Raw genomic sequence first — 18,972 nt, forward strand, 5'->3', positions numbered from 1 at the left:
CACACAAAAGCGTTGGTTATTGAAGCATTTAATGGGGATATTTTCTTGAATATCGCTGACAACATTTATGCCACACGTTGTTTGTTAACACATGAAGAGCATTCAGCGATGTTTGATTTGGGTGAGAATATAAAAAAAGAAAGACGCCAATACGTTCCACCACAATCACACCCGTGGAAACTGGCATCTTTCAAACGCTATCTCAAGAGTATTGGAAAAACTCTTGAAGAGTATCAAGACAACAAGCTTGCTTGATACTTTAATAGCATACATTATTTTGCCCTATAAGTGCAATGATTTTTTTTAAAATCATTGCACTTATAGTGGCCCACATTTTGGGACATTTTCATTTTCGATTGACAGATTAAAAATTTATGATTTTTATGAGTTAGTCTTTGACAATTACGCTTCAAGTATAGTACATTAGTTGTAAGCTATATCAATATAAGTATGATTATATTTTTTGGAGGAACATTATGCAATTTATAGGAATATTATGCTATATACTACTTTTTTATTTATTTAATTTGGGATATTGTCGTTTTAAATCTAAAGCACTCACATTATCCCCTTTAACACTTTTTACAAGTGGCTTGCTCATTTATATGTTAACAATAACTATTATGCGCTGTATTCCAATTTTTCAAATGGAAAAATCTACAAGCTTAATCCCTACACATGCCATTTATGGATTTATAGGTATTAGCAGTGTGTTATTTTTCTTATGGATTCCTTTCTATCATGTCGTACAATCCAAAATAACTTTAGTGCCTAAGTCTATAAAACATTCACTTATAAGCAATAGTTTCAAATGGATCATCTGCGTTTTTTCACTGGCATTAATTATTTTTTCGAGTTGGTTTAGAACATTTTTCGGTCAGCTGACACCTGAACAAGTTTTATTCAATTTACAATCTCCTATTGTCGGTACAGCAGAAGGAATGGCAATGGAGATTTGGTACAGTCCTATTTTTTCAATTGTGACTGTTGCAATTGTTTTGGCATATATTATTTTTTCAAAATCTACTATTGCATTAAATACATCAAAAAAATCCTTAAAATCTTTTCGTCGTAAACGCTGGTCATATTTACTCATTACTGCATTATTTTGTTTTAGCGTATTTTACACCACATTAATTTTACATTTAGATCAAGTGGCAAAAGCCTACTATGATTCATCAGATTATATCCAACAAAATTATGTTGACATTCGTCAAACTAATCCACGTTTCCCAGAACAAAAACGTAATTTAATTTTTATTCATTTAGAATCTGTTGAAAATTCATATTTTGATAAGTCACTGGGTGGATATATGAATGATAATTTAATGCCTGAACTGGCTGAAATAACTAAAGAAGGTATTCAATTTTCACATAATGAAAAAATGGGTGGACCTCACCAAACTTATGGATCTGGATGGTCCGTTGCCTCAATGGTTAACATGACTTGTGGTATTCCAGTAAAAATTGCTATGGACAATAATGATTATGGATTATCCGGTCAATTTTTACCTAGTGTCTATAATTTAGGAAATTTATTACACGACAATGGATACGAGCAGACTATCATGTTCGGTTCTGATGCTGATTTCGGTGGGCTATCAACATTCTTTACTCAACATGGAAACTACAATATCTTTGATCATAAACATGCCAAAAAACTCGGACTTATTCCAAATGATTATGCGGTATGGTGGGGATATGAAGATGATAAACTCTTTGAATATGCTAAAACAGAATTAACTCGACTAGCTCAAGGCAATAAACCGTTCCAATTTATGATGGAAACTGCTGACACACATTTTCCAAACGGCTATATGACACCAACAACACCAAAAAAATATGATTCACAATATGCTAATGTTATTGCTCACTCTTCAAAACAAGTAAGTGAATTTATTAGATGGATTCAAAAACAACCTTTTTACAATAATACAACTGTTGTCATTACTGGAGATCATTTAAGTATGGACGCCGAATTTTTCAAAGATTTTAATCCACAATATGAACGTACAATTTATAATGTTATCTTAAATTCTCCAATTACAACTGAACATACCAAAAATAGACATTACTCTCCTGTTGATTTCTATCCTACTATTTTAGCAAGTATTGGTGTTGAATTTGACGGAAATCGAGCAGGGTTAGGAACAAACTTATTTTCAAATGTTCCTACTTTAATCGAGCGTGATGGACTAGAAAAATTTAATGATGAACTCAGTAAGAACAGTACATTCTACAATAAAGAATTTTTTATAAAAAAATAACAATCCTATAAATGACATCAGATTTAAGTAGAACCATAAAAAACTAATTATCATCCGATGTAATATGTTTAAAACTGCGAGAAATCTTTGTTTACAAACGAAGATTTCTCGCAGTTTTTGTTATTTGGATACTTTTCCCAAATTCTTAGGGGATATACAATAAAAAGTGTTAGCAAACTCTTCTTATTACTAACACAATTAACTAAAGACTATTTTTTAGTCCCACAAAAATAAAGTTGATCACTACTAGACCATACAGTCTAATGATTAACCTAACGGCTACTATTGTACACCAAAAGTATTTCAACATAGAAACCATTTATTGTCTATATACTATTAAACACACACTTTTAATTGCTAAGTAATTAAAAGTGTGTGTTGTACTCTTGCATCATTATTTTGCCGGTACTGGATAAACAGAAACTTGTTTTTTGTCACGTCCTAAACGCTCAAAACGTACAATACCCTCTACTTTAGCAAATAATGTGTCATCGCCACCACGACCAACATTCACACCTGGATGAATTTTAGTTCCACGTTGACGATATAAGATTGCTCCACCTAATACGTGTTGACCATCAGCACGTTTAGCACCTAAACGTTTTGCTTGTGAGTCACGTCCGTTAGATGTAGAACCTCCACCTTTTTTATGAGCGAATAATTGTAAATTCAATTTCAACATCTGGGTTACCTCCTTATATTCAATAAACTATTCAAAAATTTCTATTTCAACAAAATCAGAGTATTCATTACGTACCATTATCAAGCCTAAATACAAATTTTCTAACAAAATTTGTGAAATAGCTTGTTGTTCATCTGACAAATCAGATAATATTTCAACATATAAATATCCCCCAAATTCTTCTTCAACATCCACAATAGGTTGATATTGAGCAATTTGTTCAAGGTTATTACATGTCACAATGGCTAAAGTCGAAACAGCTGCACAGACAATATCTGTTCCACTCTCAGAAAAAGCAGCATGTCCATTAATTTCGTATGACACCCATTGTTTACTTTTATTTTTTTTGAAAGTAATATGTATCATTGTATACGACCAACTTTATTATGCATTAATAGCATTAATAACAACTTTTGTATAAGGTTGACGGTGACCTTGTTTACGGTGAGTATCTTTTCTACGTTTGTATTTGAATGTAACAACTTTCTTTTGTCGACCTTGTTTTTCAACAGTTCCTTCAACAGTTGCACCTGCTACTAACGGAGTTCCCACTTTAACAGCTTCACCACCGACGAAAACAACTTCATCAAAGACAACAGATTGTCCTGCTTCTACGTCTAATTTTTCAACGTAAATTGCTTGTCCTACTTCAACTTTTACTTGTTTCCCACCAGTTTTGATAATTGCGTACATTTTTGCACCTCCTATATTTACTTAGACTCGCCAATACACGTGCCATAATGGACTTAAACGTTATATCGAGCGGTTGTAGTGCGGTGTGCACATTTACAACAGAACTACTTTAGCAAATTAAATGAAAAAAGTCAATTAAAACATCTCATTTCACCGTTTTTTATGCCTATGCCTTGGAATATATCAAAATATAACACTAAATCAAGTTCATAATTTATTATTTCTTCCATAAACGTTTGAAAATAGAGGGCTGTTTTACAATTTTTTCATTTCCAATAAATTCACGCATCATTTTTAACGATTTTCCAGCTTTATACACAACAAAATTGAACGTTCCATTTTGCTTTGTATCAATATAAAACCCACGAATATATTTATTTCTAAAAAAAACTTGTGCTCTTACCAGAGCAATTTCTTGCCATGGAATTTGAATAAAATCTTCTGGATTTTTTTCATTATAAAACTCAAATGCTTTATCCCCAATCATCACATTTCCATGTTTAGCTCCTAAACCACTATGAAAAGAGTTTGCCTTTGTCACGAATAAAACTTGAGTATTTTGAGATTTTGCCATTATATTATTCCTTTCTATATAGTACTACCAACTAAAAAGCATACTATTCCATTAAATAATACTACGATAAAAAGCTAATACACTTTTAACTTAATAGACTACCTTTATATCACTATTATACCCTATTCTGAATGGAAATGCCTAAAAAATTTTATCCCTAAAAATAAGTATGCCTACAGTTAAAAAATTCATCAACACGATTAAATTAATATAAAATACGTAACCTACAGTTTAACCAAAAGAATAGTCAAGAACTATACATATCATAACCCTACACAACACCATGTAAAAAAAAACAAAAACCGGTTAGCACTTTCGCACTAACACGGCTTTGAATAAGTTTTGTTCTCTGTATTATCGCTTAGAAAATGTGAACAATATGTCCAAGAATACCTACAGCAAATAAACCAAAGATAATTAAAATTGGATTTACTTTTTTCTTCAATAACCACATACATAAAAACGTTAATAATAATGCTGCAAATCCTGGAATTAATTGATTCAAGTTATCTTGTAATGTTGTCACTTTTTCAGGTGTTAAAGATAACCCTCTTGCCATATCTGACAAAATGCCTTGTAATTGTTCACCACCAATTACTTCATTAGGGAATTTGATATACGCACCATCTTGTAATTTAACGGTTGATACAACCATTGGGAAATTAATAGTTGTCCAACGTTGTACAAGAATTCCCATAACAAACATCCCTAAAATAGATGCTCCTTTAGTAATAGATTGTAACAATCCACCAGATAAGTCTTTTGTAATTTCTGATCCTTGCTTATATCCAAATTCTTGTGTATACCACAGGAATACTATACGGATAATATTCCACGTTAAGAAAAAGAATAATGGTGCAATAATTGATCCACCAGTAGCTAAAGATGCTGCAATAGCTCCTAAAATAGGACGAACAGTAAACCAAAATACTGGATCACCAATACCTGCTAAAGGTCCCATCATACCAACTTTTACACCTTGAATAGCAGAATCATCAATTTCAACCCCATTAGCACGTTCTTCCTCTAAGGCTAATGTTACCCCTAAAATAGGTGCAGCAATATATGGGTGTGTATTAAAAAATTCCAAATGGCGCTTTAAAGCAGCTGATCTGTCATCTTTGTTTGGATACAATTTTTTTAGAGCTGGAATTAAAGAATATGCCCAACCACCATTTTGCATACGTTCATAGTTCCAAGAACCTTGTAATAATTGAGAACGTAGCATGACACGAATACGATCTTTTTTTGTTAAAGTCACTTTATTTTCTGTCATTGTCTAATCTCCTTTTAATAATCATTTAGAATATCGCCTAGTGGATCGCCAGAAGAACCTGTCCCACCATTAGATCCATTGTTATTGTTGTTACTTAAATTTAAGTAAATAACAGCAAGAGCTAGACCAATAATACCTGTTGCAATTAATGTTAATTCGTTTAATGGTGCTAAAGCAAATCCTAAGAAGAAGAATGGCCATACTTCTTTTGTTGCCATTAAGTTAATAACCATAGCATAACCAACAGCTACAACGAACCCACCACCAATAGTCATACCTTTAGTAAACTCTTCTGGTAATGATGATAGTGCAGCTTGAATAGCTTCAGAAGGAATAAACAATAATAATCCTGCTGGGATCATAATACGTAACCCTTGACCAACTAAAGCAATTAAATGCCATATTTCTACGCCTCTAAAGTTACCATTTTCAGCAGCTTTATCTGCCTGATGCACAATAATAACAGATACTGTTCTCATAACCATTGCTAATACTAAACCAACTGTTGCTAGAGTAATTGCAGCCGCAATTGCAACATTACGTCCAGATGCATCAAAATTCCCTGCTTTAACATAAATAATAGCTGATGCAACAGATGCTAATGCAGCATCTGGCGCAATAGCTGCTCCAATGTTAGACCAACCCATTGCAATAATTTGTAATGCACCACCTAAAACGATACATTCTGTTAAACGACCTGTTGCTAAACCAACAAGTGAGCAGGCAATGATAGGTTGATGGAACTGAAATTGATCAAGAACTCCTTCCATTCCTGCTAGAAATGCGAAAAGTAAAACTAATATAATTGAAATAAAACTAAATTCCATAATTGCCTCCTATTATAGTGATAAGCCTTCAGAAGACTTAGCTGCAATCAGTTTAAACAAATCGGCAGCTTTATCCGCTGGAACTTTTCTGACATCGAACTTAATGCCTAAATCAGATAATTTTTTGTAAGTCTCAACGTCTGCTTGATCAACAGATAAAGAGCTACTAATTAATATTTTACCGACAGTATGTGCCATAGAACCAATATTTAGTTCTTTAATCTCGACACCTTTTTCTACAACAGTTAACACATCTTGAGGATTTTCAAATAATAATAATGCCTTTGTATTACCAAAACGTGTATCTTTTGTAATGTCAACTAATTTTTGTAACGGGATAACATGTGCCCTTACCCCCGGTGGAGCTGCTTGTTCAATAAGTTTTTTCCGTAAATCATCTTGAGAAACTTTATCTGAAACAACAATAATCCTATCCGGTTTAGTTGTTTTTGTCCATGTTGTTGCCACTTGACCATGTAATAAACGTGTATCTACACGAGCAAGTACAAATTTAATATGCCCATCACCTAGAACTGTTCCTTCAGGAATAGACCCTACTTTTTGAGGTACGTTGACCTCTACTGTACTTTCTGTAATTTCTGGTTGTAAAGATTCAGGTGTTACTTTTACCCCGTCTTTAGCAGATTGAATAATTGCTTTTGCAATATCATGCGCTTTAGTCATTGTAAAGCGTCCTGCATAACTTTCAAGTAACATAGGTAAATTTAACCCTGCAACCATCGCACGTGTTTCGGGAGCTTCCTCAACCAAAATATTAGCTTGATTGAATGGGCTACCTCCCCATAAATCAACTAAGAATAAAACTTCCTCCGTCGTGAATGTCGCAATGGCTTCTCTAAGTTTTCTTTGTAAGTCTTCAGGACCTTCACTTGGCATAAATGTCACTGCTGCTACATTTTCTTGTTCTCCGAATATCATAGAGCCGGACTGTTTAATACCTTGTGCAAATTCACCATGACTTGCAATAATAATACCAACCATATAAAACCTCCTTGTTTTTTGAGCCTATGCTCTGAACGTAGAATATCACAAAATACAAAAAAATAAAATATTTAATTATTATTTTTAATAAAAAATACAAAATTTATTGATAAAAAGTCATCACGCAATACTAAAATACACTATTGTATAGCACATCATGAAATAAAATTATTTTACATGAGTTAAATAAAAAAGTATATCATAAAATCTAAAAATGTATAAATTTATGAAGATAAGTAACACGCTAAACAAGGCTGAGGAAAATTTTCCAAATAACAAAAACTATGAGAAATCAACGTGTATACACGTTAATTTCTCACAGTTTAAAAAATATAACTTCAGATAATGCTTAATTTTTCAAAGCCCTGTTTTACAACAAAATGTTTGAATAGACATAATATGTTCGCCAAACTCTAAATTATTTTCGGTGATGAATAAAAAAGTAGTCAAGAAAAACGAGGATTATCTAAGCATGAATGCTCACATGAAAGGAACGCCCGATTTGTTAAACTAACATATTTTTTCACATTATTTTCTGTTAAATTTGACCAAATTTAAGTAGGATATATTATGTAACATTACCTATTTACTTATATCACACCTTCTATATTAGCAATATAAAATTTTCATTCCTAACACATGTATGTAATACAAGCACATTTTTTAGTATTTTACTCAACACTTTATTGATTGCTAGGTCTTTTCTTAATTTATGCACTACACAGTTTTGTCATTCATTTTAACTTTTGTGCTGCAGCAAAATCAGTTTACTGATATATTCAGTTGATGATTAATGATGACAACAACTACATGTTGTTTCACCAGTAAAATCTAATACCATACGCCCTTGAATTGTTCCAGCATGCATTTCTTCAAAAACTGCTGGAGCATCTTCAACTGGACGTTTTTGTACTACTGGCACAACTAAGCCTTCTGCTCCAAATTGGAATGCTTCTTCTAAATCTTTACGTGTTCCAACTAATGATCCAACAACACGAATACCATCTAATACAGTTTTCACAATACTTAAATCCATCATTTCAGAAGGTAATCCAACTGCAACAACTGTTCCTCCTGCACGTACACTATCAACAGCTTGGTTGAATGCCACTTTAGAAACAGCCGTTACAACTGCAGAATGGCAACCACCAGTTTTTTCTTGAATAAGTGCAGCAACATCATCAACTTCACGTCCATTAATAACTAAATCTGCCCCAACTTCTTTAGCTAAAGCTAATTTATCATTGTTAATATCAATTGCTACAACATGTGCGTTAAATACTTTTTTAGCGTATTGAACAGCTAAATTTCCTAAACCACCAGCTCCATAAATAGCCACCCATTGTCCTGGAGCAGCACCTGCTTCTTTAATAGCTTTGTATGTTGTTACTCCTGCACATGTAATACTACTTGCTTGAGCTGGATCAAGTCCTTCTGGAACTTTAACAGCATAATCAGCAGTAACTAAACAGTATTCTGACATCCCACCATCTACACTATACCCAGCATTTTTTACACTACGGCATAATGTTTCACGACCAGTTGTACAATACTCACAGTGTCCACATCCTTCAAAGAACCATGCAATACTTACACGATCACCTTTTCTAAGAGATGTAACATCAGGTGCAACTTCTGTGACAATCCCAATTCCTTCATGACCTAAAATTCTTCCTGGTAATTTTCCAAAATCACCATTTGCAACGTGTAAATCTGTGTGACACACTCCACAATATTCTACTTTTACTAGAGCCTCTCCAGCACCTACTTTTGGAATATCTTTTTGAATGACTTCTACAGAACCATCACAAACTTCTTTAACAACTACCGCTTTCATTGTCATAATATATTACCTCCGTTATTAATTAATTGATAAAAATAATAAATAAATTTGTGATTTTTTTAACATTGAATACAAAATAAAAAATGCGTTTTTATTTACTATTTTTTATGACATTATTGTATCATAAATTCAAATTATCTACAACTCACACAAACAAAAATTTATATTTTTTCTAGTCATTCATATGATAAACTATACAGAAAACACGATGTAATAACTATTTATATGTATATCCATAACTATTATTTTTTCTCAATATAACATATAATAATCTATATTCTTAATTAATAACCAAAAATAAAATAAACAATTCACATAACATAAAAAACTCGGCAAACTTTAGCAGAAAACAAACAGATTAGTTTCATTTAGGACATAAAAACAATCGTGTAAGGACTGGGAAAAAAGTCTTAAAAATAAAAAACAGCTTATAACGACGTCATTAGAAACGTTGATTCTAAGCTGTTTTCAATTTTTCAAATGTTAATCGAAAAGCTAAAATTTTAGTTTTGTCCCAGTCTCTACACGATTGTTTTACATCAATTCACACTCTTTATTACCAAAAATCTACAAACTGTTTTAATCAATTGTTTGCATGACACAAATTAATCCTGTCTCAAACGAAAAGGTCATGTCATTCTCTAAAAATTCATTACTAATTAATGAGCGTGGACGATCATAGCTTTTTTTATCCAAAGGGTACTCTACTCCAGATAAGGATAAATGTTTCACAGGGCTCATTAAAATAAACGATAAATATTTCTTATGTTCCTCTTTTTGTAAAGAATATGTTCCAGGTAAATAGAATGATGCACTATTTTTTTCATCAACTAAGTGCAATTTAGGAAACCATTTTTCCAATTTCACATCAAATGCTAGCCAAATATTGCATAATAAGTGATCTAAGCGACCACCTCCCAACGCACCTAGGACAATGACTTCTTCAATATCATCTAAATGAAATTGTGACAGTACCGTATAAAGAGCATACTGTAAATCTGTATCATCTTTTTTAGTAGGTAGCACAATAACTTCTTTCGCTTGAGGAACAATTGTCGAATCAAAATCGCCAATTGCAAAATCTAATGTATAACCTGCTTCAATAAGTATTTTTGTCCCACCGTCAACACCAACTAGAATAGGAAACTGCACATCTTTTACTTTATCCACATAAGCAAGTGGAGCACCTGCACAAAATATAATTGTTTTTTTCATACATCACCCTTTTAAACTTGCAATAGCTTGTGGAATCTCTTTTGATTGATAGATATACGAGCCTGCTACAACAATATCTACACCTACGTCTTGACAAGATTTTGCTGTTTGATTGTTAATGCCACCATCAACTTGAATGACATAATGATACCCATGTTTTTTTCTTAACTCATCTAATTGCTTCATTTTAGATAAGGTTGAATCAATAAACGATTGTCCACCAAATCCGGGGTTTACACTCATCACTAAAACCAAATCAACATCTTGTAAAATAGGTTCAATCACACATACTGGCGTTGCAGGATTAACGGCAACTCCTGCTTTAACTTTACAATCTTTAATTTGTTGAATCACACGATGCAAATGCTGACTTGCTTCATAGTGAACAGTAATAACATCTGCTCCTGCTTTAGCAAAGTCGCTAATGTACTGTTCTGGATTAGCAATCATCAGATGACAATCTAAAGGTAAAGTGGTCACTTTTTTCAGTGCTGATACAATATTGGCACCTAATGTTAAATTAGGAACAAAATGTCCATCCATAGCATCAATATGTATCCAGTCTGCTCCAGCCTGTTCAACTCTCTCCACATCTCTTTGTAAATTTGCAAAATCAGCACTTAATATTGATGGTGCTACTTTCATAATTAACCCTCACTTTTTTTATATTGTTTCTTTTTTGTTTGTATTTCTTTATAAAATTGTAAATAATGTTGGTATCTTTCAGTCATCACTGAATGCGATGATAAATTTTTCTTAATGGTACATTGTGGTTCATCTATATGTAGGCACTCCCTAAATTTACATGAGTTAGACATCTTACTAAACTCAATAAAATAATCCTTGAGTTGACTAGCCTCAATACCAATAAAATCAATGGCACTAAATCCGGGTGTATCAGCAATCAAACAATTGTCTACAGCATAGACTTCAACATGCCTAGTTGTATGCTTCCCACGTCCTAAATAATCAGAAATTTCTGCTGTTTTTAATGCTAAATCAGGCAACAAAGTATTGAGTAGAGTTGATTTCCCAGCACCTGATTGTCCCATTAAAACAGTAATTCCATTCGTTAATAGTGATGTTAAATCACTCAATTGTTGAGAAGATAAAATAACCGGATAGCCTAATTGCTGATAATAAGATCTATACTGTTCAATTTCTGCAGTATCATGCTCTATTAAATCCATTTTACTGATGTATATTATGGGCTGAATAGATAAATGCTCCAACATCACAATAAAGCGATCTAATAAAGCAGGAGAAAATTGTGGATTAACTGCTGACATCACAATAACTGCATGTGCTACATTGCAAATTGCTGGTCTAATTAGTGTATTTACTCTTGGCAACAGAGATGTTAGTACACCTTCTTTTGTATTTTCACTTTCAAACTCAACATAATCGCCAACTAATGGCATTTGTTTTTTTGCTCTAAAATTCCCTCTCCCTCTTGTTTGATATAATATATTATCTTCTCCTAACACATAATAAAATCCACTCATCGCTTTTCTAATCTGTCCTCTAATATTATCCATCCTTTCCTGTTTTAGTGTCTATTTATATACAAATCTTTTACACTCATATAGGCATAACCAATTTGTTACTATAATTTATGCTTATATCATTTATTTTGCACTTTTATACATGTCTAACGTGAAAAACCGTGTGTGACACACACGGTTTTTCAAAACTAAGCATCTACATCTTCTTTAATATCTTCAACTTTTTCTTCAATTGTTTCTTTGACATCATCTTTTATTTGACGTAATTGAGTCAATTGATCTTTTAATTCATTTTGTTTTTGAGCAAACTGAGATTTCAATTCTTGAACACTTTCATTAATAGATACAGCAAAATCGTCCTTTTTTTGAACTGCTGCTTCTTTTAATTCACCGCTTTTAATTGTTGCTAATTCAACATAATCTAAAACAGTTGCTTTTAAATCTTGAGATTTATCTGCCAATTCTTCTCTTAATTCTTCACCAGATTTTGGAGCAAATAGAAATGCTAATGTTGCTCCGATTGTAGCTCCAAATAATGTACCTAATAAAAATTTTTTACTCATATAAAACACCTCTAATATTTTTTAATTTTTGTTTTCTTTTTTGTTAAACTTTTAAAAATTCTACCCATTGATGAGCCAGTTTTAGCAATAGTATTGTTCATATTATTTTTTTTCACTATAAATGATTTGGACAAATTTTTAGCTGATGTATTTACGTTAGACACAGATATCCCTAGTTCGCCTATTGCACTAAAAGCAGGATCTGTTTTTTCCAGTTTTCCATTTAAATCATTTAACAGATGATTAGATTTGTTTAACAATCCTTCTACTTCTATTGCTAAACTATCCACATCTTTTGTTAAAAGTGTAACTGTATTTGTGACTTCTTTCAACAAATTATCAGATGTTTTTAATACTTCAATCAATTTTTTTACCATAAAAACTGCTACAACAATGAGTACAATACAAACAATCAATAATAGTGTGATTAAAATATCATTTAAGTTCATACGCTTCTCCTTATTAATTCATTAATTGACTTTGTTTTACTTTACGTTTCTCTTGTACAATTTTAGCATAGTCTGTAATAATTGGAAATTCTATTCTAAAAATTGATCCATTTCCTACAACACTTTCCACACTAATATTTCCTCGATAGCCCTCAATTAACTCTTTAGCAATAGACAAACCTAACCCATTTCCTCCCTTATGTCTTGAACGTGCTTTATCTACACGATAAAATCGTCCAAATATTTTATTAATATTTTCAGTATCAATCCCCTCACCAAAATCTTGAACAGTAATTTGAACATTAGCGATTGTATTTGAAATAGACAAATGAATTAGTTTTTGAGTGGTAGAATATTTTACTGCATTATCTAATAAAATAATTAAAATCTGTTCAAAATGATGTCTTGCAATACCTACCCAAATTTCTTTTGTTTCTGAATGAATATCATTATCCAATGTAAATGTAAAATCTGGATAAATGATTTGGAAATTTTGATGAACTTGCTCAATCACACCGCTCACTTCTGTTAAATCATCTGCATAGTGAATACTAACTTGCTCTGCTCTTGATAAATCTAACATTTCTTGGACTAAGGTCTTCATACGATTAATTTCTAATAAAGAAGCATGTAATGATTCTTCTAAAACAGCTGGATCATTTTTCCCCCAACGATTGAGTAATTTTAAATGCCCCTCTACAATAGCAACTGGTGTACGTAGCTCATGAGATACATCTTCAACAAATTGTTTTTGCTGATTAATGTATAAATCCATTGTATCCAATAATTCATTAAAACCAAGAGAAAGTTCCATTAACTCATCTTTTCTCCGTTTTGATAATTGCATGCGTTGTTTAGACAGCGCATCTTTTTTTATAAGTGCCATAACTTCTGTCATATGCTTAATTGGTCTAAAAAATAGATAAGCAAGAGCATTAGCTACCAAAAGGCATAATACAATGGCAATAATTGTCACATAAAAATAGGTCTGATGAATTTCTCTGACACGCTGATGATAATTTTGTAGGCTGAATAATAATTGTATATATCCCTTTAAGGTATTTGTCTGTCGACTATAAATAGGTTTAATAACTGTTATGCCATCAATTTGTTTGTGCTTAATCGTTGACACGCTATTCAAATCTTTTTTATGAAATAGCATATACGGCATTGGCATCGTTTCATAAACAACTCTGTCTTTATCATCAATCAGTCTTATATCAATCCCCTCTGTTTTAAAATAAAACGATAAGGGTATTGACATTTGTTGTTCCTGCTCAAAAAATGTTGTTAGCTCTTGTTTTGTGAATGTTAACTCATTATTTTCGAATAAAGCAGTGAGCTTATCGCTTAATTGAACAGAACGTGAATATTCATTATCATAATAAAACTTTTTAATATAACTAACCATAGAAAATGAAACAATAACATACAAACTGATAAATACTGCACTTAGCATAAGCATCCATTGCCGTCTTAATGAGGGCTTTTTTGATACATATTTATTTATCATGATCTCATAACATATCCTGTTCCACGAACAGTTTGTACATAGCTATTACTAGACGTATCTATTTTGTTTCTTAAATAGCGAATGTAAACATCTACAACATTTGTTTCAACTTCCGGTGTATATCCCCAAACTTTTTCTAATAGAACATCTCGTGATAATACCACATTAATATTTTCCATCAGCGTTAACAATAGTTCATACTCACGTTTAGTTAAATCAATAATATCATCGCCACGACGTACAATACGATTTTCTTTTTCAATGGTTAAATCTCGATATGTTACAACCGTTTGCTTGATTTGTGTATGCTCATCACTTAAATCAAGTCGTCTAAATAGTGAACGTAATCTGGCTAATAATTCCTCAATAGCAAATGGCTTAACAATGTAATCATCTGCCCCTTGATCCAACCCAGAAACACGATCAATAACTGAATCTCTAGCTGTCATAATGATAATAGGTGTCTGTTTAAATGGTCTAATTCTACGACAAACTTCTAACCCATTTAATTCAGGCAACATTAAATCTAATAAAATAACATCCCACTCTTTTTGTAATGCCTCATCTAGACCACTACGTCCATCGTGGCAAATCATTGTTTCATACCCTTCGTGTTTTAACTCTAATTCAACGAAACGTGCTAGATTTTTTTCATCTTCAATAATAAGAACACGTTTTTTATTCTTTTGCATGATACACTCTCCTATATTTATACATTTGAATACATTATTTAGTATTATCATACCCTATTTTAAGTTTTTTTACCATTACTTTGTAATCTTTTCTTAAGTTTATTCTCTAAACATAAAGTTTACTACATGACGTATAATTTGTGAATAATTATGACTTGTAAATAGCTATAGATTGTAACGCATAAATAATAAGTAATCATTTTATCTATTTTTTAGCTTCGGTAAATACACATGCGTCAATTTATCATAGTCTACTGGACGTTTGCCAATAAAAAATCTGTTTAAAACCTAAAAACACTTGCATCTCTCAAAATTAGTTAATCATTACATTGTTTAATGTAGAGTCCATTTTAGGTCTGCTCTTTAGTTTTTACCTAAATTCAAAAAAATTGTTTGCTTGCAAATACGTGTAATGATGACTTTATCCTATGTTAAACTTTAAAAATGCCAACAGCTACACTACCAAAAGCTGCATGCACCCTTCTTTTTAGTGAAGGGTGCATGCAGCTTTTTCTATTATTCATTTTTGACATCATGTTAGTCTAATATACTAGCATGTTGTAGCATTATATTTCTTTTCTAACACATACTAATGCGTGGCACCACCAACGACTTTTATATCTTTATCGTGTGTTACAATAGCCTCGATTGCTGCTTGAATACCTCTTGTAATATCATTTAGTGCCATACCTGCAACATTAGGTTTATCAACTACTTGTTCCATCATGTAAGGAATATGCATAAATCCTGCTTTCACGTGTGGAAACTCTTTTTCTGCAAGGTACAAGGCTTGATACATCAAATGATTACAAACAAATGTTCCAGCAGTATTAGATACTTGAGCAGGTAAACCGATTGCTTTAATGGCCTCAACCATTGCTTTAATAGGTAAAGCCGTAAAATATGCCGGTTGACCATCTTCTTGAATAGGCACATCAATAGGCTGATTGCCTTCATTATCTGGAATACGTGCATCATCTTGATTAATTGCCACACGCTCTGGTGTTAATGCACTGCGTCCGCCTGCTTGCCCAATACAAAGCACCACATCTGGCTGATATGCTTTCATTTTTTCACGTAAAACTATGGCAGATTGATGAAAAACAGTAGGAATTTCTACCCATTCTACTTCAGCTCCTGCAATACTTTTAGGCAATTTTTTAACAGATTCTAAAGCCGGATTGACTGCTTCTCCACCAAAAGGATTAAATCCTGTTACTAATACTTTCATATCTGTATCTCCTTTCTTATTTATCCCTTAAAATGCTAATAAATACATTAAAATAATATGCACAATAATTAAAACAATTGCAACTGGAGCTTGTGCTTTAATAACTGCATTTTTATCTTTTAAATCCATTAATGCTACTGGAACAGCATTAAAATTAGCTGCCATTGGCGTTAATAAAGTTCCACAATATCCTGCCGTCATGGCTAAGGCTCCAGCTACTACTGGATTAGCACCCAGAGCAAATACAAATGGTACACCTACACCTACTGTAATAACCGTAAACGCAGCAAAAGCATTTCCCATAATAACAGTAAATAAAACCATTCCTAATACATAAGCAATCACTCCAAATAAACGATTACCTTCTGGAACAACACCACTAATTAAATTAGAAATGACCGTACCTACACCAGAAACTGTAAATACAGCTCCAAGTGCTGCTAATAATTGTGGTAGAATACTACTTGTTGAAATTTGTTGAACCATACGTGTATTTTCTTTTGCTAAGATTCTTGGACTCCTATCAACAATCGTTAAGCCAATTAGTGTAGAAATAATAGCAGCAATCCCTATAGCAACTACACCTAATTTATTATAAAACAACGGTATAATCAACGAAAATACAGCTAAAGCAATAACCGGTACAAAAATAGCTGATCCAATTCTTTTAGCATTTTCTTCTGCCTCTTGCTCATTAACTTGAGGTAATGTCCCAATTTTTACTTGTTTAAATAATGTTAATACAGAAATAATGACAACAATAATCCCTGTTACGATAGGTGGTAAAAATTTTCCAAAAATAAAAACTATTCCTAGTAAACTCCAAAATAATGTTGTTCCAAAACGTGCTGAGTTTGTTGTATCACGAATTACCGTATAAGCAGTATGTAATAATTGGCATCCGATAATAAAACAAATGATTTCTAAAATGTCTGCACTTGCTTCGTTCATTGACAAACTCCTCTCTATTTTTTATTCTTATGATTATGTTTTAATTTTCTATCCAATAATGCATTATATATGCCGACTACAATCAATACAGTAATCGCTATCGGAAAAGACGCACCAGCAATAGCACCCGTACTATTTTCATAACCTAATTGAGTTAATGTCCCATTAATTAAAAGAACTCCCGAAGCACCTAAAAATAGATTTTGTCCAAAGAAATTTCCAAAGTTTTCATTAGCGGCAGCGTACGCTTTAATTTTTTCAGTATCTTTTTCAAGTAAGTTCCCTACTTTTTTGGTTGCAGCCGCCTCTCCCATTGGTGCAATAAGTGGACGTACAAATTGTGGATGTCCACCTAAACGGATTGAAAATAAACCAGCAATTAATCGGATAATTAAATAAACAGTATAAAAACTGCCGACTGTCAATCCTTTAATTGACTGAATAATTTTGACAGCACGTTGTTTTAATCCGAACCTTTCTGACATTCCAATTAATGGTAACGTAATTAAAAATATAGTCACTGCTCTATTTTTAACAAATTCCGTTCCTAATAATTCTAAAAATTCTGTAATTGATAACCCAGAAACTAAGGCTGTTGCTAAACCAGCCACTACCACAGTTGCTATAGTGTCTAATTTAAGCATAAATCCTACAATAATAATGGCAATACCAATTAATTTAATCCATTCCATACGGTTTAACCCCTTTCTAAAGTCATAAGATTTATTATACAATGTCTCATGTGATTAATCAAAAATTTTATAAAAACAGGTTAACTCTAGTTAAAAATAAATTATTGTTTGCTTTAATATGTTTTATCTCTGCCATATTTCTTCCGTTTCTCATTATTCATATCATATCTCCGCTCTTGACTAAACATGTTTTATGAAATCATAAAAAAGGGGGACATTACATAATATTAGTTTTTTCTTTACTTAGTCATATAACTCTTTTTATCTATCCACACGATTGATTGTATGCCATAAAAAATGACTTTAAATGAAGGTTTATTACTACCTTATTTAAAGTCATTTCATTTAGTATAAGTGCTTTTCTAACATCTTCATTCACTTACCCTTTAATTTTTATCATGCGAATAATATTACTCCGTTCATTTTCCTCAAGTTTCATTTGAATATACTCAATCGTTTCTTGAAGTTGAGGGATAATGAGATGCTCTAAAGCATTTACACGACGTCTTGTTTTTTCAATATCATTAGCTAATAATTGGCACGTTTTCTCAATTTCACTCAAACGAATTAACTCTTTTGAAATGCTCATCAATTCGGAAATCGCCTCATCCATTTCACTATTGGAGTTTAAAAAACCATATTGAAACTCTTGATTTTTTTCTGGAAATTGTATATGAACTTTAGGCACATTCACACTCATTATATTCTTTTCATCAATGTGTACACTCACTTGTTGTGTGCTTAAAGCAAACGCTTCTTCAATAAAAGCCTCATTTAACAATGATTTTGCTAAAACAAAAGATTTCATACATTGCGTCAATTTTTCTTCAACTTGTTGGCGAAGTTGGTTATTCTGCTTAATTAAATCAATAAATTGACGCATCAATTCATCTTGCTTATCTTTCAACAACTTATGCCCTCTTGTTGACGTTTTGAGCCGTCTTTTTAATGTGGATAACTCCATTCGTGTTGGCTTTACATTTAAGCGTGCCATACA

20 protein-coding genes, 1 pseudogene and 1 other annotated feature are annotated in these 18,972 nt (G+C 32.2%); of the genes and pseudogenes, 2 read left to right on the forward strand and 19 right to left on the reverse strand.

Annotated features, from left to right (window positions below; all coding sequences use genetic code 11):
* Window positions 1–255 (forward strand): annotated as a pseudogene (locus E4T68_RS03660) (ISNCY family transposase); the annotation flags it as partial.
* A 392-nt stretch (window positions 256–647) separates the two neighbouring features.
* On the forward strand, window positions 648–2,267 hold the full coding sequence (locus E4T68_RS03665; protein ID WP_167753800.1) for an LTA synthase family protein: 1,620 nt from the start codon (window positions 648–650) through the stop codon (window positions 2,265–2,267).
* A gap of 394 nt (window positions 2,268–2,661) precedes the next feature.
* Here the strand turns inward: E4T68_RS03665 and rpmA are convergent, their stop codons facing one another.
* The 19 genes from rpmA to E4T68_RS03760 all read right to left on the reverse strand — a co-directional run bounded on the left by rpmA (window position 2,662) and on the right by E4T68_RS03760 (window position 18,969).
* Window positions 2,662–2,949 (reverse strand): 50S ribosomal protein L27, encoded by a 288-nt coding sequence (gene rpmA / locus E4T68_RS03670; RefSeq protein WP_135124237.1) that lies wholly within the window; start codon window positions 2,947–2,949, stop codon window positions 2,662–2,664.
* 27 nt (window positions 2,950–2,976) lie between these two features.
* Window positions 2,977–3,315 carry a ribosomal-processing cysteine protease Prp gene (locus E4T68_RS03675; protein ID WP_135124239.1) on the reverse strand — a complete coding sequence of 113 codons (339 nt, stop codon included), beginning with the start codon at window positions 3,313–3,315 and terminating at the stop codon, window positions 2,977–2,979.
* 18 nt (window positions 3,316–3,333) lie between these two features.
* A complete protein-coding gene (gene rplU, locus E4T68_RS03680) occupies window positions 3,334–3,642 on the reverse strand; it encodes a 50S ribosomal protein L21 (RefSeq protein WP_135124241.1) in 309 nt (102 codons plus the stop codon).
* A 13-nt stretch (window positions 3,643–3,655) separates the two neighbouring features.
* Window positions 3,656–3,727 (reverse strand) — a sequence feature (ribosomal protein L21 leader region).
* 132 nt (window positions 3,728–3,859) lie between these two features.
* A complete protein-coding gene (locus E4T68_RS03685) occupies window positions 3,860–4,216 on the reverse strand; it encodes a DUF956 family protein (protein ID WP_135124243.1) in 357 nt (118 codons plus the stop codon).
* Between the two features lie 361 nt (window positions 4,217–4,577).
* The gene (locus tag E4T68_RS03690; RefSeq protein ID WP_135124245.1) at window positions 4,578–5,492 is read right to left on the reverse strand and encodes a PTS system mannose/fructose/sorbose family transporter subunit IID; all 915 of its coding nucleotides are present in this window, start codon (window positions 5,490–5,492) and stop codon (window positions 4,578–4,580) included.
* 14 nt (window positions 5,493–5,506) lie between these two features.
* Window positions 5,507–6,319 (reverse strand): PTS mannose/fructose/sorbose transporter subunit IIC, encoded by an 813-nt coding sequence (locus E4T68_RS03695; protein WP_135124246.1) that lies wholly within the window; start codon window positions 6,317–6,319, stop codon window positions 5,507–5,509.
* 12 nt (window positions 6,320–6,331) lie between these two features.
* The gene (locus E4T68_RS03700) at window positions 6,332–7,321 is read right to left on the reverse strand and encodes a mannose/fructose/sorbose PTS transporter subunit IIA (protein ID WP_135124248.1); all 990 of its coding nucleotides are present in this window, start codon (window positions 7,319–7,321) and stop codon (window positions 6,332–6,334) included.
* Between the two features lie 790 nt (window positions 7,322–8,111).
* Window positions 8,112–9,158 carry an alcohol dehydrogenase AdhP gene (gene adhP / locus E4T68_RS03705; RefSeq protein ID WP_135124295.1) on the reverse strand — a complete coding sequence of 349 codons (1,047 nt, stop codon included), beginning with the start codon at window positions 9,156–9,158 and terminating at the stop codon, window positions 8,112–8,114.
* A 585-nt stretch (window positions 9,159–9,743) separates the two neighbouring features.
* Window positions 9,744–10,379 (reverse strand): thiamine diphosphokinase, encoded by a 636-nt coding sequence (locus E4T68_RS03710; protein ID WP_135124250.1) that lies wholly within the window; start codon window positions 10,377–10,379, stop codon window positions 9,744–9,746.
* 3 nt (window positions 10,380–10,382) lie between these two features.
* Window positions 10,383–11,024 (reverse strand): ribulose-phosphate 3-epimerase, encoded by a 642-nt coding sequence (rpe, locus tag E4T68_RS03715; protein ID WP_135124252.1) that lies wholly within the window; start codon window positions 11,022–11,024, stop codon window positions 10,383–10,385.
* A gap of 2 nt (window positions 11,025–11,026) precedes the next feature.
* On the reverse strand, window positions 11,027–11,917 hold the full coding sequence (gene rsgA, locus E4T68_RS03720; protein WP_135124254.1) for a ribosome small subunit-dependent GTPase A: 891 nt from the start codon (window positions 11,915–11,917) through the stop codon (window positions 11,027–11,029).
* 155 nt (window positions 11,918–12,072) lie between these two features.
* A complete protein-coding gene (locus E4T68_RS03725; RefSeq protein WP_135124256.1) occupies window positions 12,073–12,447 on the reverse strand; it encodes a YtxH domain-containing protein in 375 nt (124 codons plus the stop codon).
* Between the two features lie 11 nt (window positions 12,448–12,458).
* A complete protein-coding gene (locus tag E4T68_RS03730; RefSeq protein ID WP_135124258.1) occupies window positions 12,459–12,896 on the reverse strand; it encodes a DUF948 domain-containing protein in 438 nt (145 codons plus the stop codon).
* Between the two features lie 13 nt (window positions 12,897–12,909).
* Window positions 12,910–14,409 carry an ATP-binding protein gene (locus tag E4T68_RS03735; protein ID WP_135124260.1) on the reverse strand — a complete coding sequence of 500 codons (1,500 nt, stop codon included), beginning with the start codon at window positions 14,407–14,409 and terminating at the stop codon, window positions 12,910–12,912.
* Window positions 14,406–15,101, reverse strand: coding sequence for a response regulator transcription factor (locus E4T68_RS03740; RefSeq protein WP_135124263.1), 696 nt, complete (start codon window positions 15,099–15,101; stop codon window positions 14,406–14,408). The genes E4T68_RS03735 and E4T68_RS03740 overlap by 4 nt, the downstream gene beginning before the upstream one ends.
* Before the next feature lie 589 nt (window positions 15,102–15,690).
* A complete protein-coding gene (gene pcp / locus E4T68_RS03745; protein WP_135124265.1) occupies window positions 15,691–16,332 on the reverse strand; it encodes a pyroglutamyl-peptidase I in 642 nt (213 codons plus the stop codon).
* A gap of 27 nt (window positions 16,333–16,359) precedes the next feature.
* Window positions 16,360–17,283 (reverse strand): DUF979 domain-containing protein, encoded by a 924-nt coding sequence (locus tag E4T68_RS03750; protein WP_135124267.1) that lies wholly within the window; start codon window positions 17,281–17,283, stop codon window positions 16,360–16,362.
* A gap of 14 nt (window positions 17,284–17,297) precedes the next feature.
* The gene (locus tag E4T68_RS03755) at window positions 17,298–17,975 is read right to left on the reverse strand and encodes a DUF969 domain-containing protein (RefSeq protein ID WP_135124269.1); all 678 of its coding nucleotides are present in this window, start codon (window positions 17,973–17,975) and stop codon (window positions 17,298–17,300) included.
* Between the two features lie 379 nt (window positions 17,976–18,354).
* Window positions 18,355–18,969, reverse strand: a complete 615-nt coding sequence (locus E4T68_RS03760) for a V-type ATP synthase subunit D (protein ID WP_135124271.1) — start codon at window positions 18,967–18,969, stop codon at window positions 18,355–18,357.
* Between the last annotated feature and the right edge of the window lie 3 nt (window positions 18,970–18,972).

This window comes from Granulicatella sp. WM01 (assembly GCF_004570605.1).
Taxonomy (GTDB): Bacteria; Bacillota; Bacilli; order Lactobacillales; family Aerococcaceae; genus WM01.